Consider the following 23,454-nt stretch of genomic DNA (forward strand, 5'->3'; position numbering starts at 1 on the left):
GGCTCGACAGGGTCGATCCGGTTTGGACTCGGCTGCGGCGCGAGGCCGAACAGGCGCTCGGCATCGAGCCAGCGCTGGGCAGCCTGATTCTGTCGTCGATTCTCAACCAGCCGAGTTTCGAGGCGGTGGTCGGCCATCGCGTGGCGGCGCGGCTCGCGCATCCCGCTCTCGGGGCGGATCTGATCGAGCAGGCCTTTGCCGAGGCCATCGCTGCCGACCCCGAGATCGCCCAGGGCATGCGCGCCGATGTTCTTGCGGTGCTCGACCGTGACCCGGCCTGCAAGCGGCTGATCGAGCCCGTGCTGTTCTTCAAGGGCTTCCACGCCCTGCAGGGCCACCGGCTGGCGCATTGGCTGCTCAACCAGGGGCGTCGCGATTTCGCGCTTTATCTGCAGAGCCGTTCCTCCGAAGTATTCCAGACCGACATCAATCCCGCGGCGCGCATCGGCAAGGGCATTTTCCTCGACCATGCAACGGGCCTCGTGGTCGGCGAAACGACTGTGATCGAGGATGACGTCTCGATGCTGCAGGACGTGACGCTGGGCGGCACCGGCAAGGAGAGCGGCGACCGCCATCCGAAGATCCGCAAGGGGGTCCTGATCGGCGCCGGCGCCAAGATCCTCGGCAATATCGAAGTCGGCAAATGCGCCCGTGTCGCAGCCGGTTCAGTCGTGCTGACTGCGGTGCCGCGCAACACCACCGTTGCCGGCGTACCCGCAAAGGTAGTCGGGGAAGCGGGCTGCGCCGAGCCGTCGCGCTCCATGGATCAGATTCTCGCCGGCGACTGCGGCGCTCACATCTGAGCACCAATCCGTCCTGACGCCTGCAGCCAATCCGCGACCTCCTGGCGGCGGGGGTGACCTTGTGCCGGCAACAGCAGGGTCATCCGGTCCGGTGTCGTCAACGCAGGTCCAAGCGGCGCGACCAGCCGACCATCGGCAAGATAGGGCTGGAGCAGGCTGAGCCGGCCCATCAGCACGCCAGCACCCGACAGCGCAGCATCGAGCGCGACGCTGTAGAGCGAGAATGACGGGCCACGCGCCGGATCGACGCTCTCACCGGCGTCGATGGAGGCCAGCCAGCGCGCCCAGTCGCCGCGCCAGACCGCGTCGTGCAGCAGGGTCTCATCAGCGAGGCCGGCAACGGTCTGGAGCCGGGATGCGACGGCGGGAGAGCAGACCGGTGTGATCGCATCAGGGTCGAGCACGAGCGCCGATGGAGCGGCCTTGCCATCCCCAAGATAGAAGATTGCGATGTCGCAAAGCTCGTGCCTTGTGTTCGGTGGTTGCTCCATGGCCGAGACCGAGACCTGCAATCCGGGGAACGCTTGCTGAAGCCCGGCAAGACGCGGTGAGAGCCATAGCTGGGCGATGCAGGGCAGGGCGGCGATGGTGAGCGTGCGGCTCTCATGCCCTCCGCCCAGTTCCAGCATCGACGATGCCAGCAGATCAAAGCCGCGGCTGAGGCGCGGCAGCGCCGCACGGGCAGCCGGCGTCAAGGCGACACCTTGTGGCAACCGCCGGAACAGCTGGACCCCGAGCGCTGCCTCCAGCTGTCGGATCTGCTGCGTCACCGCGCCAGCCGTCACTCCGAGTTCCTCTGCTGCCTTGGCAAAACTCTCGCAGCGMGCGGCGGCCTCGAAGGCACGTAGCGCGTTGAGTGGGGGCAGACGGGGGCGTGGTGGCGTCACGGGCATGGCGACCTGTCGGAGCCTTAGATTTTCTCTGTCTTGCGGCGACGATAACTCGTTTGCGCCACCTGCGGCAAACGGCTCCAATCACGGCGTACCGCGCGTTGCGGTTCGACCGGATGGAGAAACGGACATGGCGGCGTTGGGCAGGCGCGACTGGGTGCCAGCGGCAAGCGAGGACTACGTGCTCACGGTCGCMGAGACCGTCGCCCTGCAGGATCTCGATGCGACCGAGCGGTCGATCCAGGCGTTGACGACGGAGAACCGCGCGATCCACGAGCGCGATTGCGTCAATCTCAACCCCGCAACCAATATCATGAACCCGAAAGCGGAGGCGGCGCTCTCGGCCGGCCTGGGCGCGCGGCCTTCGCTCGGTTACCCCGGCGACAAATATGAGATGGGGCTCGAGGCGATCGAGAAGATCGAGATCATTGCCGCGGAGCTCGCGGCACAGGTCTTTGGTGCCCGCTACGCAGAAATCCGGGTGCCGTCGGGTGCCATCGCCAATCTCTATGCCTTCATGGCGGTGGCGAAGGCGGGGGACTGCATCATCGCTCCACCGGGCGATATCGGCGGGCATGTCACTCATCATGGCGCTGGCGCGGCCGGGCTTTACGGCGTCATCACCCATCCCGCGCCGGTCGACGCGCTGAACTACACGGTCGATCTCGGCAGGCTGCGTGAGGACGCATTGCGTCTCCGCCCGAAGCTGATCAGCATCGGCGGCAGCCTCAACCTGTTCGCGCATCCGATCCGCGAGATCCGCGCCATCGCGGACGAGGTCGGAGCGATCGTGCTGTTCGATGCCGCCCATATGTCCGGCATGATCGCCGGCCATGCCTGGCAGCAACCACTGCAGGAGGGAGCGCATCTGATGACGATGAGCACCTACAAGAGCCTGGGCGGTCCGCCTTCGGGCCTGATCGTCACCAATGACGCCGACCTTGCCAGGAAGCTCGATGCCATCGCCTATCCCGGTCTGACCGCCAATTTCGACGCGGCAAAATCGGCATCTCTCGCCATTACGCTGCTCGACTGGAAGGCGCATGGCCGCGCCTATGCGCAGATGATGGCGCAGACCGCGAAGGCGCTGGCCGATGCCCTTGTCGAACGGCAGGTCCCGGTCTTCGCGCGCGATCGCGGCATCACGACATCGCATCAGTTCGCCATCGAGGCGGCCCCCTACGGCGGCGGGCAGGCGGCCGCGAAACGGCTGCGCGAGGTCAACATCCTGAGTTGCGGGATCGGCCTGCCGATCGCGCCCGTCGCAGGCGATGTCAACGGCCTGCGGCTCGGGACGCCCGAGATCGTGCGCTTCGGCATGACAGCTGCCGACATGCCGGAGCTCGCCGGCTATATCGCTGAAGGTCTGAGCGGAGCTCGGCCCGCCGAGGCCGTTGCACGGGATGTCACGGCCTTGCGCAGCCGCTTCACGAAGCTGCACTTCATGCGCTGACGAGTGGCGGCCGGCGGGCAGGTGCGTACCGGCGCCGAAACCTCATGCGCCGGCCCGAAGCGTCGAACGCGGTTTCGGACCGATGCAAACACGGAGGATCAGCTCATCGGACCGGATACGAGACCCGGGGCGATGAGCTAGCCGCTGCGCTTCGCATAGCGATCAAGCATCTCGGCGCGCAGCGCAGCCTCGGAGACGAGATGCGCGCCGCCGAGCCAGATCGACTCGATTGCGCCGGTGCTGTCGCGGACCAGGCGTGCTGTCTCACCCGGGCTGTTGAAGCCCGACGCCTTGCTCAGGCGACCCTGGTCAGGAGCCTCGACCGCGATCTCTCCCGCGTCGAGAAAGGGCGTGAAGAGGGCCGGGCTGGCGCAGAGCACCTTGTTGCCGACGGGGACGAGATCGCCGCAGGCCCAGATGCTCCACCAGCGCCCAACCCAGCCTTCGGTCTCGGGTGAGGGGCCACCTTCATCGGAAAATGTCCGGACGATGTGGAGGATGCCGTCGAGCCATTGATGGGCCAACCCGTCAATGGCATTGGTCAGGACCGAGATCGTCAGGTCCTGCTTCGGCAGGACGACGGTACGGGTGATGAAGCCCTGGAAACCACCGGAATGGCCGAACCATTTCCAGTCGCCATGTCCGCCGGAAATCGTGCCAAGGCCGTAATGGCGGCCAAGACTGGCTTCGTCGTCGGGCCAGAGACGGCGGCTCATCTCGCGGCGACTGAGCGCAGACAGGATGCTGCGCTCTGCCTGCGGTGAAAGCTGCGCGAAGTAACGCGCGACGTCTGCGGCAGTAGCCACGAAGCCGGCGGCGGAGGTCATGGCGTGTCCGGGGTTGTCTCCGGGAATGACCACCCTGCGCCCAAGAGGCATTCTGGGGCTATGACCCTTGGCCATGGGGCGGTCTGCCCAGAGCCCGATATCAGGGCGGGTTTCGCTGAGTTGCGCAGGTGCGACGACCTCGGCGGCAATCCAGTCACGATAGGCCTGGCCCGTCACGGCTTCGATGACGAGGCCGAGAAGGCCGAAGCCATGGTTCGAGTATTTGAAGCGCTGCGAGGGCGGAAAGGGCTGCGCAACCGAGAGATCGGCGAGCAGCTCGTCCTTGCTGAGATAGGGCTTGCGGTCGAAGAACTGGCCGTTGTCGGCGCCATCTCGGGTCAGGCCGGCGCTGTTCGAGAGCAGTTGCGCCAGGGTCACGGCGGCGACGTCAGGATGCAGGCCGGTGACAAAGCTGCCGACCTTGTCATCGAGCCTGATGCGGCCCGCCTCGACCAGTCGCAGGATCCCGGCTGCCGTGAACGTCTTGGAATGCGAGGCGATGCGAAAGCCGTGGCGCGGCGTCAACGCTTCTCCGGTCTCGATGTCGGCGCTGCCGAAGGCAGCCTCCAGGACGATCTTCTGGCCGCTCGCGATGGCCACGGCGCAGCCCGGCTGATCGTGATGGCGGCGCTGGAATTCGAGCCAGCTCGAGACATAATTCAGGGCAGCGGGCAGCCAGGGCGTCATCGGGCAATCCATCATTGGCGATGTGGGGGATGGAACATGGCACGATCACCGCGAGGGCGGCAGATATGCAGGAGCAAGCGCTGCCATGCGAGCGTGACGCAGCGCGAGGCCCGGATCTCAGGTTGAACGCGGGCGTGACAGCGTTTCGCTTGCCCTCGCAGCCCGGCCATGGCATCCGTCCCGCCACTCTGAAAGGACCAACCAGTGGACAAGACAGAACTCGCCAAGCTCGAAGCCTATCTTCGGCGCACCTTCGCCAATCATGGCATCAGCGTGCGGGCGCGCATGAAGAAGACCGATTCCGCCGAGGTTTATCTGGGTGAAGAGTTCATCGGCATCATCCATGTCGACGACGAGGATGGCGACCGCTCGTTCAACTTCACCATGGCGATCCTCGACGTCGATCTCGAAGGCTGAGGGCCATCAGCGGCTCAGCGCATCATCCCATCGATGGTGCGCCTGACGCCGCCGACCATCAGCTCCCAGTCGGCGATGACGGCGCGCGGGAAGCGGATGTTCACGTCAAGTCCGCGATGCCGGAAGRTGACGCGGCAGAGTTCGTCGAGAGGGGCGGGGCCGGTGTTCACCGGGCAGCGCGCTGCAAAGCCTCGCCCATCCGGGACCGAAACGTAGAGCTCGTCGCCCTCATAGGGTGAGCCCTTGCGGAACCCGCGTACGACAAGCCCGCCCGGATTGGACCAGACCGTCGGAGTCAGGAAGCGGGCATAGACCGAGAGCTGTGTCGCCGGCTCGTTGACCTTGTCGGGCGGGCTCAACGTGACCAGTAGCTTGCGTCGGCTTTGGGCGGTCACGGGACCGAAACTCGGCCAGTCGAGACGCAGCCGGGTCATGCCGACCACCCGCTCGCTGTCTTCCTGTTCGGAGCCGGCCAGATCCTGGGGAACCAGAAGCGAGACCTGGCCGACGCGCGCCGGCTGGTGCTGGGTCACAGGAGCTGCCGCCAGGCGATGGCCGTAGAGAGCGTATCCGGTTGCTGCGGCGGCAACCAGCAGGATCGCGCCGGCCGCCTTCCAGAGCGCGCCGTCAGCGCGAGGCAGGGGCGGCGGCGGCCGATTCAGGCGTGCGCGGACCACGGTCGTGAGGCCGGCGGCGCGTTGGGGCGAATGGTGCGCGTATGCGGTCAAGATCCAAGCACCTCGATAACAGGTGCCAGTGACTGAATCAGACGCGCCTTAATGCTCCGTAAACCATGCGGATTGCGCGAGGATTGCCGCGCGGCGCAAGGGTTAACCATCGCTAACGAGATTTCTTCACACTTCGTAAACCATGCGGCACAGTGCAGGTGCGTTCTCGCCCGGAGCCGTGACGTTGCGTATCGAACCCGCTGCCGTCGAGGCACTCCAGTCCCTGTTCATCGGCTTTGCCTTTGCCGGGCTGATGGCGAGCGCCTTCGAGCTGTTCACCGAGAAGCGTGCTGATTTTCAACTGCTGCAGACGGGAGGGTTGGCCGCGGTCGCGAGCGTGCCGGTCGTCGTCTTCAGCGCGCCGTTTCTCATCCTTCGCAATACCGTGAGGGGCCGCCGCAGCGATGGCCGGCCCTTTGCCTTCGTCATGCTGGCGAGCATGGGGGCGTCTCTCTGGAGCGTCGCCTCGGGGCGCGTGGTGCTCGACCTGCTGCATTACGTCGGCGGCGCTTGACGGGGCGGCCGGCCGACCTGCAATCCTCGCGGCAGGTTTGCAGAAGGATGATCCGCCCATGCCGCTCTATTCGCTCGACGGGACTGCCCCCGAATGCCCCGCCGCAGGCCAGTGGTGGCTTGCGCCCGATGCGCATGTGATCGGCAGGGTGAAGCTCGCAGCCGGCGTCGGAATCTGGTTCGGCGCAGTGCTGCGTGGCGACAATGAATGGATCGAAATCGGCGAAGGCAGCAATATCCAGGAGGGCTGCGTCCTGCACACCGATATGGGCTCGCCGCTGCGCGTCGGAGCCGGCTGCACCATCGGCCACCGGGCGATCCTGCATGGGTGCATCATCGGAGAGAACAGCCTGATCGGGATGGGCGCGACGGTACTGAACGGCGCGAAAATCGGCCGCAACAGCCTGGTCGGCGCCAATGCTCTCGTGACCGAGGGCAAGGAGTTTCCGGAGAACTCGCTGATCGTCGGGTCTCCCGCCCGCGCCATCCGCACGCTCGACGAGGCGGCGATTGCCGGCATTGCAGGCTCGGCCCGTGCCTATGTCGCGCGCTGGAAGCAGTTTGCCGTCGGGCTCAAGCAGATCGGCTGAAGCAGCGGCCCGAAGGGCGGATTGCGGTTTTCAGGAAGGCCGGCGCACACGCAGAAGTTCAGATCCTCGGTCCGGGTACGATATCTGGTCCGATCATCCAACCGCACCGGCCAGGGCCGGAAACGAGACGGGCCGACGCCTCGGGGGGAAGCGTCGGCCCTATGGCGAAACCCGGCCTGGGGACGGGGTGGGGTGGGGACGTGACCGAGCCTCGCCGTCCATGTGGCCGCGGMAGCCTGGTGCTGCGGCCAATCTTGTTCGTCTTCAGCGAGCCGAAGCGACAGTCGGCGTCGAGAGTCCGCCGAGCGAGGTCCAACCCGTCTGATACTGCGACTCGCGCTTGACGTAGACGTAGCCGGTCTGGCTCCACGGCAGGATCGCGTTGCGCTTGTTGTCGAGCACATAATCACCGCGATCCGTACGGATCATCAGCACGGCGTGGCCGGCATTTTCCTCGTCGATCACGACGGTCATCAACATGGCGCGACGGGGCACACCGGCTTCGGCAAGACGCTTGCGCTTGAGCAGGGCGTAATCCTCRCAGTCGCCCTTGCCGTCGGTCGGGATGTCCCAGCGATCGACGACGCCCCAGTGGTCCTGGTCCGTGATCGCTTCGATCTCCCGATTTGTCTTGTTGTTGAGAGCAATAATCGTCTTCCAGAGCTTTGGCGTCATCTCGACACGCTCGGGCTCCTGAGTATTGACCGCGCATTCGACCGGATTGCGCTTGCAGAAATCCGTCCAGGCATAAGGCGCCCGGGCATCGCCCGAAGCTGCAATCGGCATGGCGGCGGCCGGTAGAGCCGCAACCTGTTGGGCCTGAACCGATGAAATTCCAGCAACTGCGATCAGCGCAGCCAGAACTGTACCCCGATGAATAGAAAGCATGTCGTCCCCTTTCCTGTCCCTGGGGCAGACGATGCGTGAGGCAGATGGATGTCGCTTGAAATGGAAACAAGCAATTTTATGTAATCAGGCGCTACGTATTCGGATCATCTGACAGTATAAATCAACGCCAAATGCCGAAGTAAGAAATGTGAGCGCTGCGTTCTCGATTCGTTAACTGTGGCAGGTCTGAATGTTGTGGGCAGGTTTCATTAACGCTGTGGGGAAACGCGACGAGGCGCGCCCCCGACTGAGGGCAGCGAGCTGTCCCTCATGTCACACTCCGCTCAGGCGAGGCGTACGGCCGGAATCCGTAGACGAGCCCATGTGGGGGGCGCTCCGGCATGGCGCTTGGATTTCAGCGCGTCGCCCCGACGCCGCACGTTGAGACATCGACGGGCTGACACCCCGGCCTAGGTCCCGAAACAGCCAGACCACGCTGACGCCCGGGCGTCATGCATGAGACGATGTCTTGAAAGAGAGAGGGGGCGATGGGCCGCCCGGATCAGAGCTCGAGATTCTCGTCGAGCACATCGGCAGAGAGCGGGAAGCGGAACTCCGCCGCGTAGCCGCCATCGAACCGGCGGACGACCTTGGCTGCCGTGCCGCCGATCTTGACCGGCGTGTTGATCGGTAGTTGCTGCTCGGTTGAAAAGGCGACGCCCGACAACGAGATGTCGATCACCCGCACGACGTGCTCCGAACCGTCATCGAGCGTCAGCATCGAGCGGGGATTGCGCGGAATGATGCGCTCGTGACGCCGATCCTCCGGCAGTCCCAGTTCATCGCGATTGGCCAGCCATGTCAGCTGGGCGGTGAATTTCTCGCGCTTGCGGCTGGTCGCGGTGATGGTCATCGCGAAGCCTTCCAGCGTGGTGCGGACGGCAATGCCCTCAATACGGCCGAGATGTTCGAGATAGACGATGACCCGTTCGCCGGGATGGGCCTTGGCGGGGGCGACGAGATGCAGGCCGCCCGGGGAGATGTCGACCGTCTGGCAAGGGTATTCCATGCGGTTCGGAAGCATGTAGCGTCCGAGCAGCACGACCTTCATACGCTGATGCCGCCTGCGCTCGACAGGGCGGATGGCCGGACGGGAGGTGTGCTGCGCACTAAGCATCGGATCAGCCTGATTTGGGCCGACCCTAGCGGCGGGAGGGTTAACGATACGTTAGATCTTCAGTTTCTGCCGCCCGGAAGGACCAGGAATTTTGGCGGCATGACGCGTGCAACGGGTTCAGGCGCACGCTGGCTATGGGCCGACGGCCACAGCATCCGGAGCGAGATCATGCGCATGGAGGCCAAGGTGTCGAGCCCAAGCCATTCCGGCGTCAGGGCGGGCGAGAGCGCCCCGAGAACGCGTGCATGGGTCCGACCGCGATAGCGCAGCGGCAGCAACAGCAGTTCGAGATAGACCGGAGAGCCGTTCATGGTCTCGGCCGAGAGGCCAGCGACGGCGCCGGCGGATTCATCCATCACGGTTTGCACGAGGCGGCGCATTTCGCCCTGGGCTTCMACGTCCGGCCAGAGTGCGGCAAAGGCGCGTCCGCGCAGTTCGCTGCCGAAGAGCGCACAGAGCCGCGTGCCGGCCAGCCGAAAGACGGGCCCGATCGGCTCATTCTCGAGAACGAACGTGTCGGCGAGGGCATGACGCAGCGCACCTGGCTCGATCTCGCCCCGTTCCGGCGCGGAACGCTCGCCGCGCAGCACGTCCCAGTAATCGAACACAAGGCGGGTGCTCATGTTTTTCATTCTGACATCCTGTCCTGTCTGCGTACGCCGCAAGTCCGAATACGTGTCGTAAGGACACATATTCGTCAGAGCGCGGGACGTTTCGGTCCCTGCCGAATCGCGAGACGCAGTGGGCATGCCGTCTTGCCATGGGGGGCGGACAGGACGACGGGCGCAGGCTCGTTAGGGTTAACGAAATCTTAGCATTGTGGATAACCCGTTAAAATGCTTATCAAATGCAAGCCAATTCGAGGGCCGGCCGCGAGGTGGGCCCTGGGGTCATTCGGGGTGAATGGGGGGCGTGACCGTGCTGCCGATGCTTCGCGCAGCGGCAGGGCCACAGCCGAGAAGGGGGAGGGCCGGTGGCTCTCCCCTTTTTCATTCGGCCCGCGCAAAAGGAAGCATCGGCCGGCTTGCGTCGCAGGTGCAGCTTCGGCAAGGGTTGCGTAGCATGTCCCAGATTCCTGCCGGCCCGTCGGCCCCGCCAGAGCGCGAACCGATCCTGAACCTGCCATCCGCCGTCGTCTGGCTGATCGCMGCACTCGCGCTGATCCAGGCCGGGCGCTCCGTGCTGTCGGAATATGACGACTTCGTCCTGATGTCCTGGCTCGCTTTCGTGCCGGCACGGCTGAGCCTCTGGCTCGACCCTAGCCGTGCGCAGGACATGCTCGCCGAGTTGACGCAAAGGATGGCCGGGCAGGATCTGGCGGACCGGTTGCAGCTTGTGCGGTTGCTGATTGCCGATGGCGGCCCACGCCTCTGGACCTTGCTCACCTATGGTCTGCTGCACGGCTCCTGGGTGCATCTGCTATCAAATGTCGTCTGGCTTGCGGCCTTCGGCAGTCCGGTGGCGCGTCGCCTCGGAACCGGGCGCTTTCTCAATCTGATGGCGCTTTCGACGATCGGCGGCGCTCTGCTGCACTGGTGGTCACGCGATCTCGATGTGCTGCCTTTGGTTGGCGCCTCGGCGGCCGTTTCAGGGGCGACTGCCGCCGCGATCCGCTTCGTCTTCGCACCTGGCTTGCGCTTTGGTGGGTTGGCGGATGACGCCGTGGTGCGCTCGATTCCTGCGGAACCTTTCGGGCATCTCTGGCGCAATCCACGCGCCCTGATCTTCATCGTGATCTGGTTCGCCACGAATTTCCTGTTCGGCGCCGGGCTGGTTCCGATCCTGGGCGAGGACACCAGCATTGCCTGGGAGGCGCATATCGGCGGCTTTCTCGTCGGACTGCTGCTGTTCCCGCTGCTCGATCGCGGCGCGGTACGGCGCTGAGGGGGCCCGAAGCCGCCAATCTGCCCGCGGCTTCGCGCCATTCGCCTTGCCGTCGCCCCGGTCTTCGCCCACACTCCCGGTTCTGCGAAGGGCTTGCGACGGCCTCTTTGGCGACTTGACCCGTCATCGGCCGGGCAACGCTCCCGTTGATTTCGCGCGCCAGGGCGATGGTGCGCCAAACAGGAGGAACKCGTTCATGAACGTCGCGCAGATTCTCGGTAACAAGGGGCACGATGTCATCTCGGTGCAGCCGCATCGTACGCTCGCCGAGGCAATCCGCACGCTTGGCGAGAAGCGTATCGGCGCAGTCGTGGTCGCTGGCGCCGACGGCAGCTTGCTCGGAATCCTGTCCGAAAGAGACATCATCCGCGCTCTTGCCGAAACTGGGACGGCCGCATTGGAGAGCCCGGTCTCGCGGATCATGACGGCCAAGGTCGTTACCTGCCGCCATGAGACCAGCGTTGATGAGTTGATGGAGCTGATGACGGTGGGCCGCTTCCGCCATGTTCCGGTGCTTGAGAACGGGCGGGTCACGGGGATCGTCTCGATCGGGGACGTCGTGAAGCACCGTGTCGCCGAGATCGAGGCCGAGAGCCGGGCCATGCGGGATTACATCGCGATGGCCTGAGGCCGGTCTGCCCTGCAGAGCGAGCAGCCCGGATCAGTCGGCCGCGATGTGATTGCTCGCGACCATGGCCGCGATCTCGTCGAGCGCGCGCCGTGCGGCGACGCGGCCGAGTTCCATGGCCTCATCGGCCCGATGGAAATCGAACAGGCCGACCTTGGCGAGCTTGGGCCCGATCATGACGTCGGGCGGATCGCCGGCCAGCCGCGAGCGCGAGATGCGATCCTGGGTGATGTTGAAGGCATCGACCATCACGCCGGCGAGCCCGGGCTGATCGTTGCTGGCGCGGCCAAGGAAGCCGCGCATGCGCCGTGCCGCACCGCTGATGCCGTCCAGCCAGCGCGAAGTCGGGCGAATGTCGAGCTCGGGCAGGGGTTCGGGGTCCGGATCCGAGCTGTGGTTCTGGATGGTGGTGCCGCGTCCCGAGAGGTCGCTGTTGAGGTTGACGCAGATCACGACATCGGCGCCAAGCGCGCGTGCGGCGGTGACTGGCACAGGGTTGACCAGGGCGCCGTCCATCAACCAGCGCCCGCCGAGCTTCACCGGATCGAAGACGCCGGGCAGCGCGTAGGAGGCACGCAGGGCCTCGACGAGTGGGCCATGGGTCAGCCRGATTTCGTGGCCCGTGCCGAGTTCTGTCGCCACTGCGACGAAGCGCTGCGGCAGGGCCTCGATGCGGATGCCGACAAGGTCGCGTTCAAGCAGGCGCTTCAGGCGACCACCGGAGATGAGGCCCGCGCCACCGATGTGGAAGTCCATCAGTCCGACGACACGGCGCTTGGTCAGGCCCATCGCGAATTCGGTCAGCGCCGGCAGCTTTCCCGCGGAAAAGCAGCCGCCGACCACGGCGCCGATCGATGTTCCGGCAATGACATCGGGGGCGAAGCCCGCTTCCGTCAGGACCTCGATTACGCCGATATGGGCCCAGCCGCGCGCAGCTCCACCACCGAGAGCAAGGCCGATCCTTGGTCTGCTGCTGCGCCGCAGCAGCGGTTCGATACTAAGGTCATTCATAGAGGCCACGCCGCCGCCCATTCCAAAGGCCCGTCGAGCAATACCATCCCATAACATGATCCCGACCCTCCGCGGGTGGATCATCGTCTCGCGAGAAAGTGAGGAGAACCTGAATCACACGCGCGACGGTTGCGCCTAACAAGCGGATTTGACAGAAAAATGTTAGATTGGTGAAAGGATTGCCAACGCGGCCCTGCATCACGTGGCGAGCAAGGTGAGAGGTTCGACYGCGGCATCGCGCAGCGGCTTCACCCGGTAAAAGCACGAGTGCCGGCCCGTGTGGCAGCACCCGCCATCGCCCGCGACCTTCACCTTCAGCCAAATGGCATCCTGGTCGCAGTCGACGCGCATCTCGAGGATGGTCTGGACCTGTCCGGAGGTGGCGCCCTTGTGCCAGAGCTCCTTGCGCGAGCGCGACCAGTACCAGGCTTCCCCCGTCGCGATGCTGCGTTGAAGGGCTTCGGCGTTCATATGGGCGACCATCAGGAGTTCGCCCGTCTCGGCGTCGGTCGTCACGCAGGTGACGAGGCCGCTGGTGTCGAAGCGCGGCGCCAGCGTCGTGCCTTCCTCGAGCGCATGCTTGTCGGACAAAACGGGGAAGCTGGACATTGGCGGCTCCGCAGCAGGACAGGGCGCATCTCGCGAGGCGCCCCTTATCATGGTGGCGGTGGTTATCGCCAATGCTGCGTCGCGCCAATCCTACAGGCCAGGTGACTTGACCATGGTGAAGAAGCGGACCTGTTCGGCAGGGTCCTTGAACACGCCGGTATATTGCGTGGTCAGCGTCGATGAGCCTTGCTTCAGCACGCCCCGCATCGACATGCACATGTGCTCGGCCTCCACCAGAACGGCGACGCCGCGCGGTTCGAGCGCCTTGTCGATGATCCGGGCAATCTGCGCCGTCATGGCCTCCTGGGTCTGGAGGCGCCGAGCGTAGACATCGACGATGCGGGCCAGCTTCGACAGGCCGACAACGCCCTTCGCGGGGTAGTAGCCGATATGCGCCTTGCCGACGAAAGGCACCATGTGGTGCTCGCAATGCGAATGGAACGGGATGTCGCGGACGAGGACCATGTCCTGATAGTTGTCGACCTCCTCGAAGACCCGGTCGAGGATCTCGTCGGGATTTTCGGAGTAGCCCCTGTAGAATTCCTTGTAGGCCTTGGCGACGCGCTGCGGCGTTTCAAGCAGGCCTTCGCGGGAGGGGTCGTCGCCCGCCCACAGAAGGAGGGTACGCACAGCCTCCTCGGCCTGCTCCTGGGTCGGACGCCTGTCTGGAAACTTGTCAGCGGAGGGGCTGAGAGCCCTCTCGACGGACAAGGACTTAACCACAGGGATCATGTGGTGCCTCCCGTTACGGTTCGTGTCCCAAGGCCTAGCGATGCAGATTCGGCGGGTCGCCGTGACATCGCGTCGCCTCGTAAGAATTGCGACAAGTTCTGCTCCTGCGGCATCATCGGGCGCCACCCATCTCCCGCACGCAGGCGTTCCACCCTATATTGGAACCGCGCGCCGGTCATTCCAGAGCCGGCGAGGACCAAGTCATGCTGAGCGACGTCTACAACAAACGCATCCTGGAACTGGCAGGAAACATCCCGCTGCTCGAGCGATTGCCGACGCCGGACGCGACTGCGACCGCGCATTCCAGGCTGTGCGGCTCCACCGTCACCGTCGATCTGACGATGGACGGCGATGTCGTCACCGGCTTCGGGCATGACGTCAAAGCCTGCGCGCTTGGGCAGGCGTCCTCCTCGATCATGGCGCGCCAGGTCATCGGGTCCACGGCCGGCGAACTTCGCGCGGTTCGCGAGCAGGCGCGTGCGATCCTGAAGGAGAATGCCGAGCCGCCCGCGGGCAAGTGGAGCGATCTCGCCGTTCTGGTGCCGGTGCGCGACTATAAGGCACGCCATGCCTCGACCATGCTGACCTTCGATGCCGTGGTCGACGCGATCGGTCAGATCGAGGCGGCGCGCGAGGCCGCGGCGCCGGCAGCCAAGGTTGCGGCGCTCAGGTGAGCCCCAGCGACTTTCGGATTTCGGGACGTGTTTCGTCGAAGCGCTGCCTGAAGGCTCGGTCCGCCAGAAGCGCATCGGCAACGTGTCGGCCGACCTTCTCGCCCGCCACGAGGTCGCTGGCATAATGGAAGCCGCAAACCAGCCGGCTCTCGCCATAGCTTGTGACGCGCTCCGCGAACTTGTCCTTCAGCTCCGGGGCAGCATCGCTGAGCAGTGCGGCATAGAGTGCGGCAGTCGCGGCATGGCCGGCGGGGAAGGAGGTCCCTTCCGGCCTGCCGCCGGGGCAGGGCTTGACCCTGACCTTGTTCCACATCGCAAAGGGCCGCGTCCGCGACGTCAGGCGGCGCACGCTGAGGAGCACGATGCCGAGTTCGATATTCGCTTCGCGAAAAAGCAGGCGAACCTCGCGGTGCTCGGAGAGGTGGGCGTCGATTCCCATGCCTTCGAGAAAGCGATTGAGCGTCTGATATTGATCCGCGATCGCGGCTTTCTCGCGCTCCGGCGTCCGATTCAGCGTGATCTGAAGAACCTCTTCGAACTCCTTCCTGTGCTCGGGCGAGTTCATTGCCGGGGGCAGGCCGATGATCTTGGCGACATCGATCTTGCCGGGCTCAAGCCAGAGGAGGCTGTTCCGCTGCTGGGCAGGCGCTGATGTCAGCGACAAAAGCAAGGCAGCGGGAACCAGAATGGAGGTCGCGCCGATGCGGAAACGGGAGGCCGATCGCGGAGCGGAGCAAAGCATGAGCGAATCTCAAAATGAAACAGGTAATGACGAAGAATGATGAAATGACATCGGTGCGCGTGTTGTCACGTCTTTTTGCGCGTGCACCACGTTCTGGCGCGCATTGGTTGATCCGCGGTTACCAGCTGAGCATCTCGATGCTGATTGGACGCCAATGCCGGCATTGGCCGAGCTGCTCGAGTTACACGGATGAGGCGATCCAGCGCTTCGGGCTCTGGCGCGGTGGCTGGATCGGTGCCGCGCGGATCTGCCGCTGTACGCCGCTCGGCACCAGCGGCATCGATCTCGTCTGCGAGGAATTGCCGCCGAACTCCGCCTGGTACCAGCCCTGGTCCTATGGTCGCTGGCGCGGCGTGAATGCCCCGCCTCCGCTCGACGAGTGATCCTGCTACATCGATTGCCTGCGGCTGCCGGCTGGTATAGGCGAGGCGGGCGAAATCGGCTCGATCCCACTCGGCGCTTCGCAAAGCGTGAAGCCCTTGAACCGKATGCGGGTCTTCACGCGTTTCCCCGAACAGTATCCGGCCTTGGCTTACGGGGTTCGTTTCCCCGAGTGAGCAGGAGCGCGATCGATGACGATCTCCCTGACCTTTCCTGATGGCGCCACGCGCGAGTTTCCTTCCGGCATCACCGGAAAGGAGATTGCCGGCGGCATTTCCCCCTCTCTGCTGAAGCGCACCGTCGCCATGGCGCTCGACGGCACCGTCGTCGATCTCGGCGATGCAATCGACCGCGATGCGAAGATCGAGTTCCTCAACCGCGAGGATCCGCGCGCGCTCGAGTTGATCCGCCATGATTGCGCCCACGTGCTCGCCGAAGCCGTGCAGGAACTCTATCCCGGCACGCAGGTCACCATCGGCCCGGTGATCGAGAACGGCTTCTTCTACGATTTTTTCCGGAACGAGCCGTTCTCTCCAGAGGATTTCGCGCCGATCGAGAAGAAGATGCGCGAGATCATCGCGCGCGACAAAGCCTTCACCAAGGAAGAGTGGAGCCGCGACAGGGCCAAGCAATTCTTCCGCGACAAGGGTGAGGCCTTCAAGGTCGAGCTCGTCGATGCGATCCCGGAAGACCAGACCCTGAAGATGTACGCTCAGGGTGACTGGATCGACCTCTGCCGCGGGCCGCACATGACCTCGGTCGGCAAGGTCGGCAACGCCTTCAAACTGATGAAGGTGGCTGGCGCCTATTGGCGCGGTGACAGCAACAATCCGATGCTGACGCGGATCTACGGCACCGCCTTCGCCAAGCAGGAGGAGCTCGACGCGCATCTCAAGCAGATCGAGGAGGCGGAGAAGCGCGACCACCGCMAGCTCGGCCGSGAAATGGACCTGTTCCATTTCCAGGAGGAAGGGCCGGGCGTCGTCTTCTGGCACTCGAAGGGCTGGCGCCTGTTCCAGGAGATCATCGCCTATATGCGCCGGCGGCTCGCCGCCGATTACGAGGAGGTCAATGCGCCGCAGATCCTCGACAAGTCGCTCTGGGAAACCTCAGGCCACTGGGGCTGGTATCAGGACAACATGTTCGCGGTGAAATCGGCCGGCGCGCTCGAGCATCCGAATGATCCGGAGAAGGACCAGCGCATGTTCGCGCTGAAGCCGATGAACTGCCCCGGCCATGTCCAGATCTTCAAGCATGGGCTCAAGAGCTATCGCGACCTGCCGATCCGGCTCGCCGAGTTCGGCGCGGTCCATCGCTATGAGCCCTCTGGCGCGCTGCATGGGCTGATGCGTGTGCGCGGCTTCACGCAGGACGACGCGCACATCTTCTGCGCTGAAAACGACCTGGCGGCGGAGTGTCTGAAGATCAATGACCTGATCCTCTCGGTCTATGCCGATTTCGGCTTTACCGACGATCTCGTCATCAAGCTTTCGACCCGTCCGGAGAAGCGCGTCGGTACCGATGCGATGTGGGACCACGCCGAAGACGTGATGACGAAGGTGCTGGATCTGATCGCCCGGCAATCCGGCAACCGGATCAAGACGGAGATCAACCCGGGTGAGGGCGCCTTCTACGGCCCCAAGTTCGAGTATGTCCTTCGCGATGCGATCGGGCGCGACTGGCAGTGCGGCACGACACAGGTCGACTTCAACCTGCCGGAGCGCTTCGGCGCCTTCTATATCGGCTCCGATGGCGAGAAGAAGACGCCGAGCATGGTGCACCGCGCGATCTGCGGTTCGCTGGAGCGCTTCACCGGCATCCTGATCGAACATCATGCCGGCCATTTTCCGCTCTGGCTCGCGCCGGAACAGATCCTGGTCTGTCCGATCACCTCCGAGGCGGATGCCTATGCCGAGCAGGTCACGATTGCCTGTATGAACCAGGGTCTCAGGGCACGTGCCGATCTTCGCAACGAGAAGATCAGCTACAAGGTGCGGGAGCACTCGCTTGCCAAGGTCCCGGTGATTCTGGCCGTCGGCAAGCGCGAGGCCGAGGAGCGCACGGTGACCGTGCGCCGTCTCGGCAGCCAGCAGCAGACGGTGATGAGCCTGGACGAGGCACTCGTGGCCTTCACGACCGAGGCGATGCCTCCGGATCTGGTTCGCCGCAGGGCCGAGATGGCAGCATCCTGAAGACGCTCGTTCATGCGGGGCTCGCCAAATCCGGGCCCCGCATGCCAGAGTGCCGGGGATGCTGACGGGATCTTATCGCAAGCGGCTCGAAGCCGATTTGAGTCGCTGGGTCGCTGAGGGGCTTGTCAGCTCCGACAGTGCGACCRCAATTCGTGGCTCGCTGCGGCGCGACGGGGGCTTTCGGCTTCCGGGGCTGCTCGGAATGCTGGGCGGGTTGCTCATCGCGGCAAGCGTTGCAGCCTTCGTCGCGGCGAACTGGGAGGAGATTCCGCGGCTGACGAAGCTGGCAATGATCCTGGCCAGTATCGTGGTCGCTCTCGGGATTTCAGCCAGCCTCGAGATCCGAGGTTCCAAGCTTGGTGCTGATGCCGCCTCGACCTGCGGTGTCCTCTGTTTTGCCGCCGGTGTCGCTCTGGTCGGCCAGATGTATCATTTGCCGACGGATTGGCCGGGGGGGGCGCTCCTGATCGCGCTCGGCGCATTGGCCGTCGCGTTTCTGCAGCGCTCGGACGGTGCTCTGATCGTTGCGTTCATCGCTCTGGCAAGCTGGAGCTGGGGGCGCTGGCAGGATAGCGGCGGCTCGCTCCAGTTCTATTTCCTGCTCGGCTATCTGCCGGCGCTGTGGTTGGCATTGGGGCGCCGGGCCCGGCTCGTGCATCATGTCGCCGTCCTCTCGCTCGCGTGCTGGCTGGCGCTCGTGCCCGGTGACTGGCTGCGTGGCTCCYTCGACTACTGGCTCCTGGCCTATGGGCTCGCGCTCTCGACCTCCTATATCGTGCTCGGTGCGGTGGCGCTGGATCGCGGCGGGCCGACTCTTCTGAGCGCCTGCCTGCCCTGGGGGCTGCTCGGGCTGATGGTGGTGCTCAATGTTGAGCTGATCCGCATCCTCGATTCCAGCTGGTCGCGGGGCGGGCACGCGAGCTGGCCGGTCTATCTCGCCTATGCCGTCGTTGTCCCTGGCGTGTGCGCCTTCGTTGCGTTGGCGCGCGAGCGGCGTTTTGCTGTTCCTCTGGGCATCGCTCTCCTGTTTGCACTTTTGGTGCCGACGATCTTCTGGATGGGTGGTGCGATGCGCCTGTCCGGCAAGGTCGTGGTGGCGAGCCTCGTCCTTGCGAGCGCCGTGGGGTTGATTGCCGCCGGAGCGATCGGCGGAGTCCGGCGTCTGGTCGTTGCCGGTGCGGCATTGTTCGGTGTCGCCATCCTGATCCTGCTTTGGCAGACCATCGGCAGCCTGCTMGACCAGTCGCTGTTCTTCCTGATCGCAGGCGCGGTGCTGCTGCTGCTTGCCAGTGGTGCGCGACGGCTCTTCGCGCGCCTTGCCCGGCCGGTGGGGGAGGTGGCGTGATGGGCGCGCTCGTCGCCGACCGGATCGTTGCCCGCGTGCCGGCGACCTTGCGGGCCCTCGTCTCGATGATCGTGCTCTGCGGCGCGATCGGGATGCTTGTCGAAGGCCGAGCCCGCATCCTGCGTTCCGGCAGCGAGGTGAGGTTGAGGACGGCGCCAGTCGATCCGCGTGACCTGTTTCGAGGTGATTACGTCATCTTGAATTACGATATCAGCACGCTCGATCTTGCCGGCCTCCAGGGGGACCGCGACTTCAGCCGCGGCGATCCCATCCATGTGCAGCTCACCCCTGGCACCGATGGCTTCGCCCGGCCGGTCGGAGCCTACAAGATCAGGCCGCCGACAAGCGGGTCGGATGTGGTGATCGAGGGCCATGTGCTCACCACTGGCGTGTGCCCGCGAGCGGAGAACGGGATCGTTGATTGCTCACGAACCCGCAACGGAATGCGTGTCGCCTATGGGCTCGAGAGCTACTTCGTGCCGCAAGGGACCGGGCTCGCGATCGAGCGCACGGAACGCAGCAGGCTGGAAGTCGTTGCGGCCGTCGCACCCTCGGGCAGTTCTGCGATCAAGCGGCTGCTGATCGACGGCAGACTGGTCCACGCCGAGCCACCCTTCTAGGGCTGGCTCGCGTCGGCATTGCCTTGGGGCAATGCGAGGCCGCGTTCGAATATCAATAGAATCAAGGCGTTCACGGCGAAGCCCCGCTCGGTCGCGGAGTCGTGATTGATCGATCCGCCGGCTTTCCAGCAGGCACGCGACGGCTGCCATCTTCCGCGCATATTCCGGAGACACATAGATGTGATCCCGCTTCCCCATGGCGGCCGCATCGATAGCGTTATATGAACGTGAGATGAACGGAATCAGCAGAATCCGTTCATGCTTGGCCCGGCCTTGGCGGTCCGGGTGGTTGGCCTGAAACACCGATGGCCGTGTTCCTCGCGTTCCGGAGAAGCTGCTGGTGTCGCATTTCCCGTCCTTCGGGCACTACCTTCTTCGCGGCGCGGGTGCGCTGGCTGCGAGACCGGTGGGACGCGACATGCGGATCGATGCCGTCCGCGGGCTCGCCCTGCTGGTCATCTTCATCAATCACATGCCGGGAAACGTCGTTGCTGCCGTGATGCCGCATAATTTCGGCTTCTCGGATGCGGCCGACATCTTTGTTCTCCTGGCTGGCGTCTCGGCCACGCTCGCCTATGGCTCGGTCATCGAGCGCCGTGGTCTCGGCATGGGAGCGCTCCGTATCGGCGGCCGTATCTGGACGCTCTACATCGCCCATATCGCAGTTTTCGTGATCGTCTGCGGGGTTGTGGCGCGGGCTGTAACGACCACCCAGAACCCGCTCTATATCGAGGCGATCAATATCCAGCCCTTCTTCAACGACACGCTCTCGGCACTGGTGGATGCGCTGACGCTGACCTACCAGCCGAATTATCTCGACATCCTGCCGCTCTATATCGTGCTGCTGGCCGCCTTTCCGCTGATCTATCGGGCCGTGCGCTTCAATCCTGCGCTGGCGCTCCTGGGTTCGGTGTTGATCTGGCAGGTCGCGGTCACTTTCGAGGTGAATCTGCCGAATACGGGTACGCCGGGCTGGTTCTTCAATCCCTTCGCCTGGCAGCTCGTCTTCACGCTCGGCGTGGTGGTCGGCCGCGGTGTGCAGATGGGCGTCGTCATGCCGAGGTCAGCCATCATCGATSCCCTCGCATTTGCTGTTGTCGGGCTCGCCCTGATCATCAAGGTTTCAGCGGGAAATCCGTTTGGCATTACCGCCTTGAACGAATGGATCGAGAACCTGCAGATCGGCAGTGACAAGACCAATCTGGCCTGGACCCGCCTGCTGCATCTGGCGGCTCTCACCTGGCTCTTCGTGCGTTTCGTGCCGGCGCAGTCGGCGCTGGTTTGCGGAGTGGTTGGGCGGYGACTTGCAGTATTGGGCCGGCATTCCCTTGAGATCTTTTGCACCGGTATCGTCCTCGCGATTATCGGACAGATCATTCTGGCGGAAACCTATTTCGCCTTGAGCATTCAGTTGCTGGTTTGTCTCGGTGGCATTACGATACTGACAGTGCTAGGAAATTTCCTGTCGTGGTATCAGTCCAACGCGCTCCGTGGTTCCGCAGAGAAGCCGGCTTCCGGGCTGCACAGTTCTGCGCCGCAATCCTKACGACCGCACTTGTCACCAGTTCCGTTCAGGCCGGGCCCCTGACGCTTGCCGGTCGGGCCGATCTGCGCTGCCGTTCGGGAGCAGCCCAGTTTCCCTTCCAACCGATGCTGCCGGCCGCCAAGCGGGTTCTTCGGGACACAGGCAAGCTCACCATCGTTGCGCTCGGTTCGTCGGCCACCGCCGGAGCCGGGGCAAGCGAGATCAGCCACAGTTACCCCGCGGTTCTCGAGGCCGAGCTCAAGCGCCGGCTGCCCGAGGCCGAGGTCAAGGTCGTCAACAAGGGTGTTGGCGGCCAGTCGGCCTATGACATGCTGCAGCGGATAGACACTGAGGTCCTGGAAGAGAAGCCGGCGCTGGTGATCTGGCAGACGGCGGTCAACGACGCCGTCCGCGACATCGGCGAGGAGAAGCTGGCGAAAATCCTGCGGAAGGGAATTCGCAAGCTCCGCGATGCCGATGTCGACACCGTCCTGATCGATCTGCCTTGGCTGCCGCGCGAAGAGCGCTATCCGAAATATGACGACTACCGGGCTGTCCTGGCAAAGGTCGCGGAGGAGCAGGGTGCTGCGGTGTTCCCGCGCTACGGCATCATGAAGAGCTGGGCGAGATCAAAGCAGTTCACGGCCGAGGAACTCGTTGGCATGGACGGGCTCCATATGGTCGATGCGGGCTATCGCTGCCTCGCCGTCAGAATCGCGGACGGGATTGCCGCCGAGCTGACAGGGGCCAAGCTCGGCCTCGCGGAAGCTCCCAGCGCCAGCAACTGAGCATTGCGGCTGCGGTCCTCCCGGCGGAGGACGGGTTCACTTCGTGGCGATGACCTCGATATCGCGATCGAGTCCGCTCTCGACCTTGAAGTCCTTCGAGAAGATCTGGCCTTCCTGACGTGCAATCAGCACGTAGTCGCCTTCGGCCAGGATCACTTGCGGGAAGGCACCGATGGCTTCGCGAATGACGTCGCCGCCGGGTGTAAGCACGCTGAAGGCGGTGCCGGCGAAGGCCTCGCCGCCGGGAGACGCGACGAGCTTCAGCGTTACCCGCGCGGCCCGGTGGTKCAGGGTGGCGTCGGTGACCTTCCCCGATTCCACGGTCACATCCGCGCGCTGGATCGCGTTGGAATCGCCGTAAGTCGAGACCACGTGATAGGTGCCTTCAGGCAAGCGGATCAGCTCGCCTGCCTTGGCATTGCCGACGAGGCGACCTTCCGAGTTCCCCTGCAACGRCACGAAGATCGAGAATGAAAGCTGCGCCGCCTGGATCGGTGTCTCGCCGATCGAGCCTGCGAGGGTGAGGCCGCCGGCGCTGATCAGAATCTGTTCGCGCGTTCCTTGCGGGCCGAGCACCACCCGCTTGGTGCCGCTGGCGAAGCCATAGGCCGCGTGCAGCACATAGGAGCCAGGCTCGAGGGAGAACACCGGTTCCGCATCATTCGAGCGGGCGACGATGCGTGGCGGCGAGCCGTCGACGGACTCGACGAGGACGCGCCAGACGAGGCCGGAGCGGATCGGCTTGCGGTCATTAGCGAATTGCGCGCTGGCGCTGAGATTGGCCGAGCCGACCGTCGCGGTGCTTCCCGGCGCCGGCGGGGGGGAGATCTCCGGGATATTCGGTGGCGAGGGTGACAGCGGAACGATCTGTGCGATCGCAGCCGTTAGGGAGAGGAGCAGCGCGAGGGCAGCCGATGACAGGCGCGCGAGCATTCGCGCGCACGGCGCGCTGGTCGGGGCCCGTCTCTGGAAACGATCCAATTCAAACATGCTCATGGTCCTTGACGCCCTTGCGCCCGCGTCTGAGCAGGCTTGCTTGTCCTCTTCATGGCAAACCACTAGTTCAGATGCCAATAGCGCTGGCGGCCCCATAGGCTCTGCCGGCCGTTTCTCTCGCCCGGAAGTCTCATGACCGATACGCTCGCCCTGCTCAAGCTGCGCCGTTCGGTGCCGCCGCAATTCCTGTCTGCTCCCGGCCCCAGCGCCGACCAACTCCGCGACCTGTTGACCATTGGCACGCGTGTGCCCGATCACGGCAAGCTTGCGCCGTGGCGCTTCGTTCTGTTCGAGGGCGCTGCCCGCGAGACGGCCGCCGATGTGGTCGCAAAGGTGTTTCGCGCCAGGAATCCTGATGCCGACGACGAGAAGGTGGCGTTCGAGCGGAAGCGCCTGACCCATGCGCCGCTGATC

26 protein-coding genes are annotated in these 23,454 nt (G+C 64.6%); 15 read left to right on the forward strand and 11 right to left on the reverse strand.

Annotated elements, in window-relative coordinates:
• On the forward strand, positions 1-803 hold an 803-nt coding region (gene cysE / locus AC1DJT_RS16280), incomplete at its 5' end, for a serine O-acetyltransferase (RefSeq protein WP_476834435.1).
• On the opposite strand, the gene AC1DJT_RS16285 is transcribed toward cysE, so the two are convergent.
• Positions 794-1,696 carry a LysR family transcriptional regulator gene (locus AC1DJT_RS16285; RefSeq protein ID WP_441506162.1) on the reverse strand — a complete coding sequence of 301 codons (903 nt, stop codon included), beginning with the start codon at positions 1,694-1,696 and terminating at the stop codon, positions 794-796. The two genes, cysE and AC1DJT_RS16285, sit on opposite strands and share 10 nt — an antisense overlap.
• A gap of 127 nt (positions 1,697-1,823) precedes the next feature.
• Between AC1DJT_RS16285 and AC1DJT_RS16290 the strand changes: the two genes are divergently transcribed.
• Positions 1,824-3,146: a serine hydroxymethyltransferase gene (locus tag AC1DJT_RS16290; RefSeq protein WP_441491409.1), complete on the forward strand. Its 1,323-nt coding sequence runs from the start codon at positions 1,824-1,826 to the stop codon at positions 3,144-3,146.
• Between the two features lie 137 nt (positions 3,147-3,283).
• Here the strand turns inward: AC1DJT_RS16290 and AC1DJT_RS16295 are convergent, their stop codons facing one another.
• Complete coding sequence (locus AC1DJT_RS16295; protein WP_441506160.1) at positions 3,284-4,660, reverse strand: serine hydrolase domain-containing protein; 1,377 nt, start codon at positions 4,658-4,660, stop codon at positions 3,284-3,286.
• A gap of 204 nt (positions 4,661-4,864) precedes the next feature.
• On the opposite strand from AC1DJT_RS16295, the gene AC1DJT_RS16300 reads away from it, so the two are divergent.
• Positions 4,865-5,077, forward strand: coding sequence for a DUF3126 family protein (locus tag AC1DJT_RS16300; protein WP_441491407.1), 213 nt, complete (start codon positions 4,865-4,867; stop codon positions 5,075-5,077).
• 14 nt (positions 5,078-5,091) lie between these two features.
• Here the strand turns inward: AC1DJT_RS16300 and AC1DJT_RS16305 are convergent, their stop codons facing one another.
• On the reverse strand, positions 5,092-5,805 hold the full coding sequence (locus AC1DJT_RS16305; RefSeq protein WP_476834436.1) for a hypothetical protein: 714 nt from the start codon (positions 5,803-5,805) through the stop codon (positions 5,092-5,094).
• 184 nt (positions 5,806-5,989) lie between these two features.
• Between AC1DJT_RS16305 and AC1DJT_RS16310 the strand changes: the two genes are divergently transcribed.
• Positions 5,990-6,319 carry a DUF6949 family protein gene (locus tag AC1DJT_RS16310; RefSeq protein WP_476768597.1) on the forward strand — a complete coding sequence of 110 codons (330 nt, stop codon included), beginning with the start codon at positions 5,990-5,992 and terminating at the stop codon, positions 6,317-6,319.
• 58 nt (positions 6,320-6,377) lie between these two features.
• Entirely contained in the window at positions 6,378-6,908 is a 531-nt protein-coding gene (locus AC1DJT_RS16315) for a gamma carbonic anhydrase family protein (RefSeq protein ID WP_441491405.1), read from the forward strand.
• A gap of 264 nt (positions 6,909-7,172) precedes the next feature.
• On the opposite strand, the gene AC1DJT_RS16320 is transcribed toward AC1DJT_RS16315, so the two are convergent.
• The 3 genes from AC1DJT_RS16320 to AC1DJT_RS16330 all read right to left on the reverse strand — a co-directional run bounded on the left by AC1DJT_RS16320 (position 7,173) and on the right by AC1DJT_RS16330 (position 9,536).
• Positions 7,173-7,694 carry a transglutaminase-like cysteine peptidase gene (locus tag AC1DJT_RS16320; protein ID WP_476834437.1) on the reverse strand — a complete coding sequence of 174 codons (522 nt, stop codon included), beginning with the start codon at positions 7,692-7,694 and terminating at the stop codon, positions 7,173-7,175.
• Between the two features lie 604 nt (positions 7,695-8,298).
• Positions 8,299-8,913 carry a PilZ domain-containing protein gene (locus AC1DJT_RS16325; RefSeq protein ID WP_441491404.1) on the reverse strand — a complete coding sequence of 205 codons (615 nt, stop codon included), beginning with the start codon at positions 8,911-8,913 and terminating at the stop codon, positions 8,299-8,301.
• A gap of 59 nt (positions 8,914-8,972) precedes the next feature.
• Positions 8,973-9,536 (reverse strand): PAS domain-containing protein, encoded by a 564-nt coding sequence (locus tag AC1DJT_RS16330; RefSeq protein WP_441491403.1) that lies wholly within the window; start codon positions 9,534-9,536, stop codon positions 8,973-8,975.
• 439 nt (positions 9,537-9,975) lie between these two features.
• Between AC1DJT_RS16330 and AC1DJT_RS16335 the strand changes: the two genes are divergently transcribed.
• On the forward strand, positions 9,976-10,797 hold the full coding sequence (locus tag AC1DJT_RS16335) for a rhomboid family intramembrane serine protease (RefSeq protein WP_441491402.1): 822 nt from the start codon (positions 9,976-9,978) through the stop codon (positions 10,795-10,797).
• Positions 10,798-10,993: 196 nt separating this feature from the next.
• Positions 10,994-11,425, forward strand: coding sequence for a CBS domain-containing protein (locus AC1DJT_RS16340; protein ID WP_441491401.1), 432 nt, complete (start codon positions 10,994-10,996; stop codon positions 11,423-11,425).
• Between the two features lie 33 nt (positions 11,426-11,458).
• Here the strand turns inward: AC1DJT_RS16340 and AC1DJT_RS16345 are convergent, their stop codons facing one another.
• From AC1DJT_RS16345 to folE, 3 genes are all read right to left on the reverse strand, one after another.
• On the reverse strand, positions 11,459-12,436 hold the full coding sequence (locus AC1DJT_RS16345) for a patatin-like phospholipase family protein (RefSeq protein ID WP_476834438.1): 978 nt from the start codon (positions 12,434-12,436) through the stop codon (positions 11,459-11,461).
• A 198-nt stretch (positions 12,437-12,634) separates the two neighbouring features.
• Complete coding sequence (hisI, locus tag AC1DJT_RS16350) at positions 12,635-13,045, reverse strand: phosphoribosyl-AMP cyclohydrolase (protein WP_441491399.1); 411 nt, start codon at positions 13,043-13,045, stop codon at positions 12,635-12,637.
• Between the two features lie 90 nt (positions 13,046-13,135).
• Positions 13,136-13,777, reverse strand: a complete 642-nt coding sequence (gene folE / locus AC1DJT_RS16355; protein WP_441491398.1) for a GTP cyclohydrolase I FolE — start codon at positions 13,775-13,777, stop codon at positions 13,136-13,138.
• 203 nt (positions 13,778-13,980) lie between these two features.
• On the opposite strand from folE, the gene AC1DJT_RS16360 reads away from it, so the two are divergent.
• Positions 13,981-14,451: an iron-sulfur cluster assembly scaffold protein gene (locus AC1DJT_RS16360; RefSeq protein ID WP_441491397.1), complete on the forward strand. Its 471-nt coding sequence runs from the start codon at positions 13,981-13,983 to the stop codon at positions 14,449-14,451.
• On the opposite strand, the gene AC1DJT_RS16365 is transcribed toward AC1DJT_RS16360, so the two are convergent.
• Positions 14,444-15,193 (reverse strand): phosphatase PAP2 family protein, encoded by a 750-nt coding sequence (locus AC1DJT_RS16365; protein ID WP_441491396.1) that lies wholly within the window; start codon positions 15,191-15,193, stop codon positions 14,444-14,446. The two genes, AC1DJT_RS16360 and AC1DJT_RS16365, sit on opposite strands and share 8 nt — an antisense overlap.
• A gap of 44 nt (positions 15,194-15,237) precedes the next feature.
• Between AC1DJT_RS16365 and yidD the strand changes: the two genes are divergently transcribed.
• The 6 genes from yidD (at position 15,238) to AC1DJT_RS16395 (ending at position 22,044) form a co-directional block, all read left to right on the forward strand.
• Entirely contained in the window at positions 15,238-15,576 is a 339-nt protein-coding gene (yidD, locus tag AC1DJT_RS16370) for a membrane protein insertion efficiency factor YidD (RefSeq protein ID WP_476768603.1), read from the forward strand.
• A gap of 189 nt (positions 15,577-15,765) precedes the next feature.
• The gene (gene thrS / locus AC1DJT_RS16375; RefSeq protein WP_476834439.1) at positions 15,766-17,766 is read left to right on the forward strand and encodes a threonine--tRNA ligase; all 2,001 of its coding nucleotides are present in this window, start codon (positions 15,766-15,768) and stop codon (positions 17,764-17,766) included.
• Between the two features lie 58 nt (positions 17,767-17,824).
• Entirely contained in the window at positions 17,825-19,111 is a 1,287-nt protein-coding gene (locus AC1DJT_RS16380) for a DUF2157 domain-containing protein (RefSeq protein WP_476834440.1), read from the forward strand.
• Positions 19,111-19,731 (forward strand): GDYXXLXY domain-containing protein, encoded by a 621-nt coding sequence (locus AC1DJT_RS16385; protein ID WP_441506156.1) that lies wholly within the window; start codon positions 19,111-19,113, stop codon positions 19,729-19,731. The genes AC1DJT_RS16380 and AC1DJT_RS16385 overlap by 1 nt, the downstream gene beginning before the upstream one ends.
• Positions 19,732-20,071: 340 nt before the next feature.
• Complete coding sequence (locus tag AC1DJT_RS16390; RefSeq protein WP_476834441.1) at positions 20,072-21,319, forward strand: OpgC family protein; 1,248 nt, start codon at positions 20,072-20,074, stop codon at positions 21,317-21,319.
• A gap of 20 nt (positions 21,320-21,339) precedes the next feature.
• Entirely contained in the window at positions 21,340-22,044 is a 705-nt protein-coding gene (locus AC1DJT_RS16395; protein WP_476834444.1) for an SGNH/GDSL hydrolase family protein, read from the forward strand.
• Positions 22,045-22,080: 36 nt separating this feature from the next.
• On the opposite strand, the gene AC1DJT_RS16400 is transcribed toward AC1DJT_RS16395, so the two are convergent.
• Positions 22,081-22,977, reverse strand: a complete 897-nt coding sequence (locus AC1DJT_RS16400; protein WP_476834442.1) for a hypothetical protein — start codon at positions 22,975-22,977, stop codon at positions 22,081-22,083.
• Between the two features lie 195 nt (positions 22,978-23,172).
• Between AC1DJT_RS16400 and AC1DJT_RS16405 the strand changes: the two genes are divergently transcribed.
• Positions 23,173-23,454: nitroreductase family protein (locus AC1DJT_RS16405; RefSeq protein ID WP_476834443.1), on the forward strand; the 282-nt coding region annotated here is incomplete at its 3' end.

This window comes from Allobosea sp. 05T422_2 (assembly GCF_056396265.1).

What these genes read in the sequence shown, in the direction of transcription:
- AC1DJT_RS16340 (WP_441491401.1), top strand. Translation starts at nt 10,994, where the DNA reads ATGAACGTCGCGCAGATTCTCGGTAACAAGGGGCACGATGTCATCTCG.
- AC1DJT_RS16325 (WP_441491404.1), bottom strand. Translation starts at nt 8,913, where the DNA reads ATGCTTAGTGCGCAGCACACCTCCCGTCCGGCCATCCGCCCTGTCGAG.
- folE (WP_441491398.1), bottom strand. Translation starts at nt 13,777, where the DNA reads ATGATCCCTGTGGTTAAGTCCTTGTCCGTCGAGAGGGCTCTCAGCCCC.
- yidD (WP_476768603.1), top strand. Translation starts at nt 15,238, where the DNA reads ATGACATCGGTGCGCGTGTTGTCACGTCTTTTTGCGCGTGCACCACGT.
- AC1DJT_RS16365 (WP_441491396.1), bottom strand. Translation starts at nt 15,193, where the DNA reads ATGCTTTGCTCCGCTCCGCGATCGGCCTCCCGTTTCCGCATCGGCGCG.
- AC1DJT_RS16385 (WP_441506156.1), top strand. Translation starts at nt 19,111, where the DNA reads ATGGGCGCGCTCGTCGCCGACCGGATCGTTGCCCGCGTGCCGGCGACC.
- AC1DJT_RS16295 (WP_441506160.1), bottom strand. Translation starts at nt 4,660, where the DNA reads ATGACGCCCTGGCTGCCCGCTGCCCTGAATTATGTCTCGAGCTGGCTC.
- AC1DJT_RS16315 (WP_441491405.1), top strand. Translation starts at nt 6,378, where the DNA reads ATGCCGCTCTATTCGCTCGACGGGACTGCCCCCGAATGCCCCGCCGCA.
- AC1DJT_RS16360 (WP_441491397.1), top strand. Translation starts at nt 13,981, where the DNA reads ATGCTGAGCGACGTCTACAACAAACGCATCCTGGAACTGGCAGGAAAC.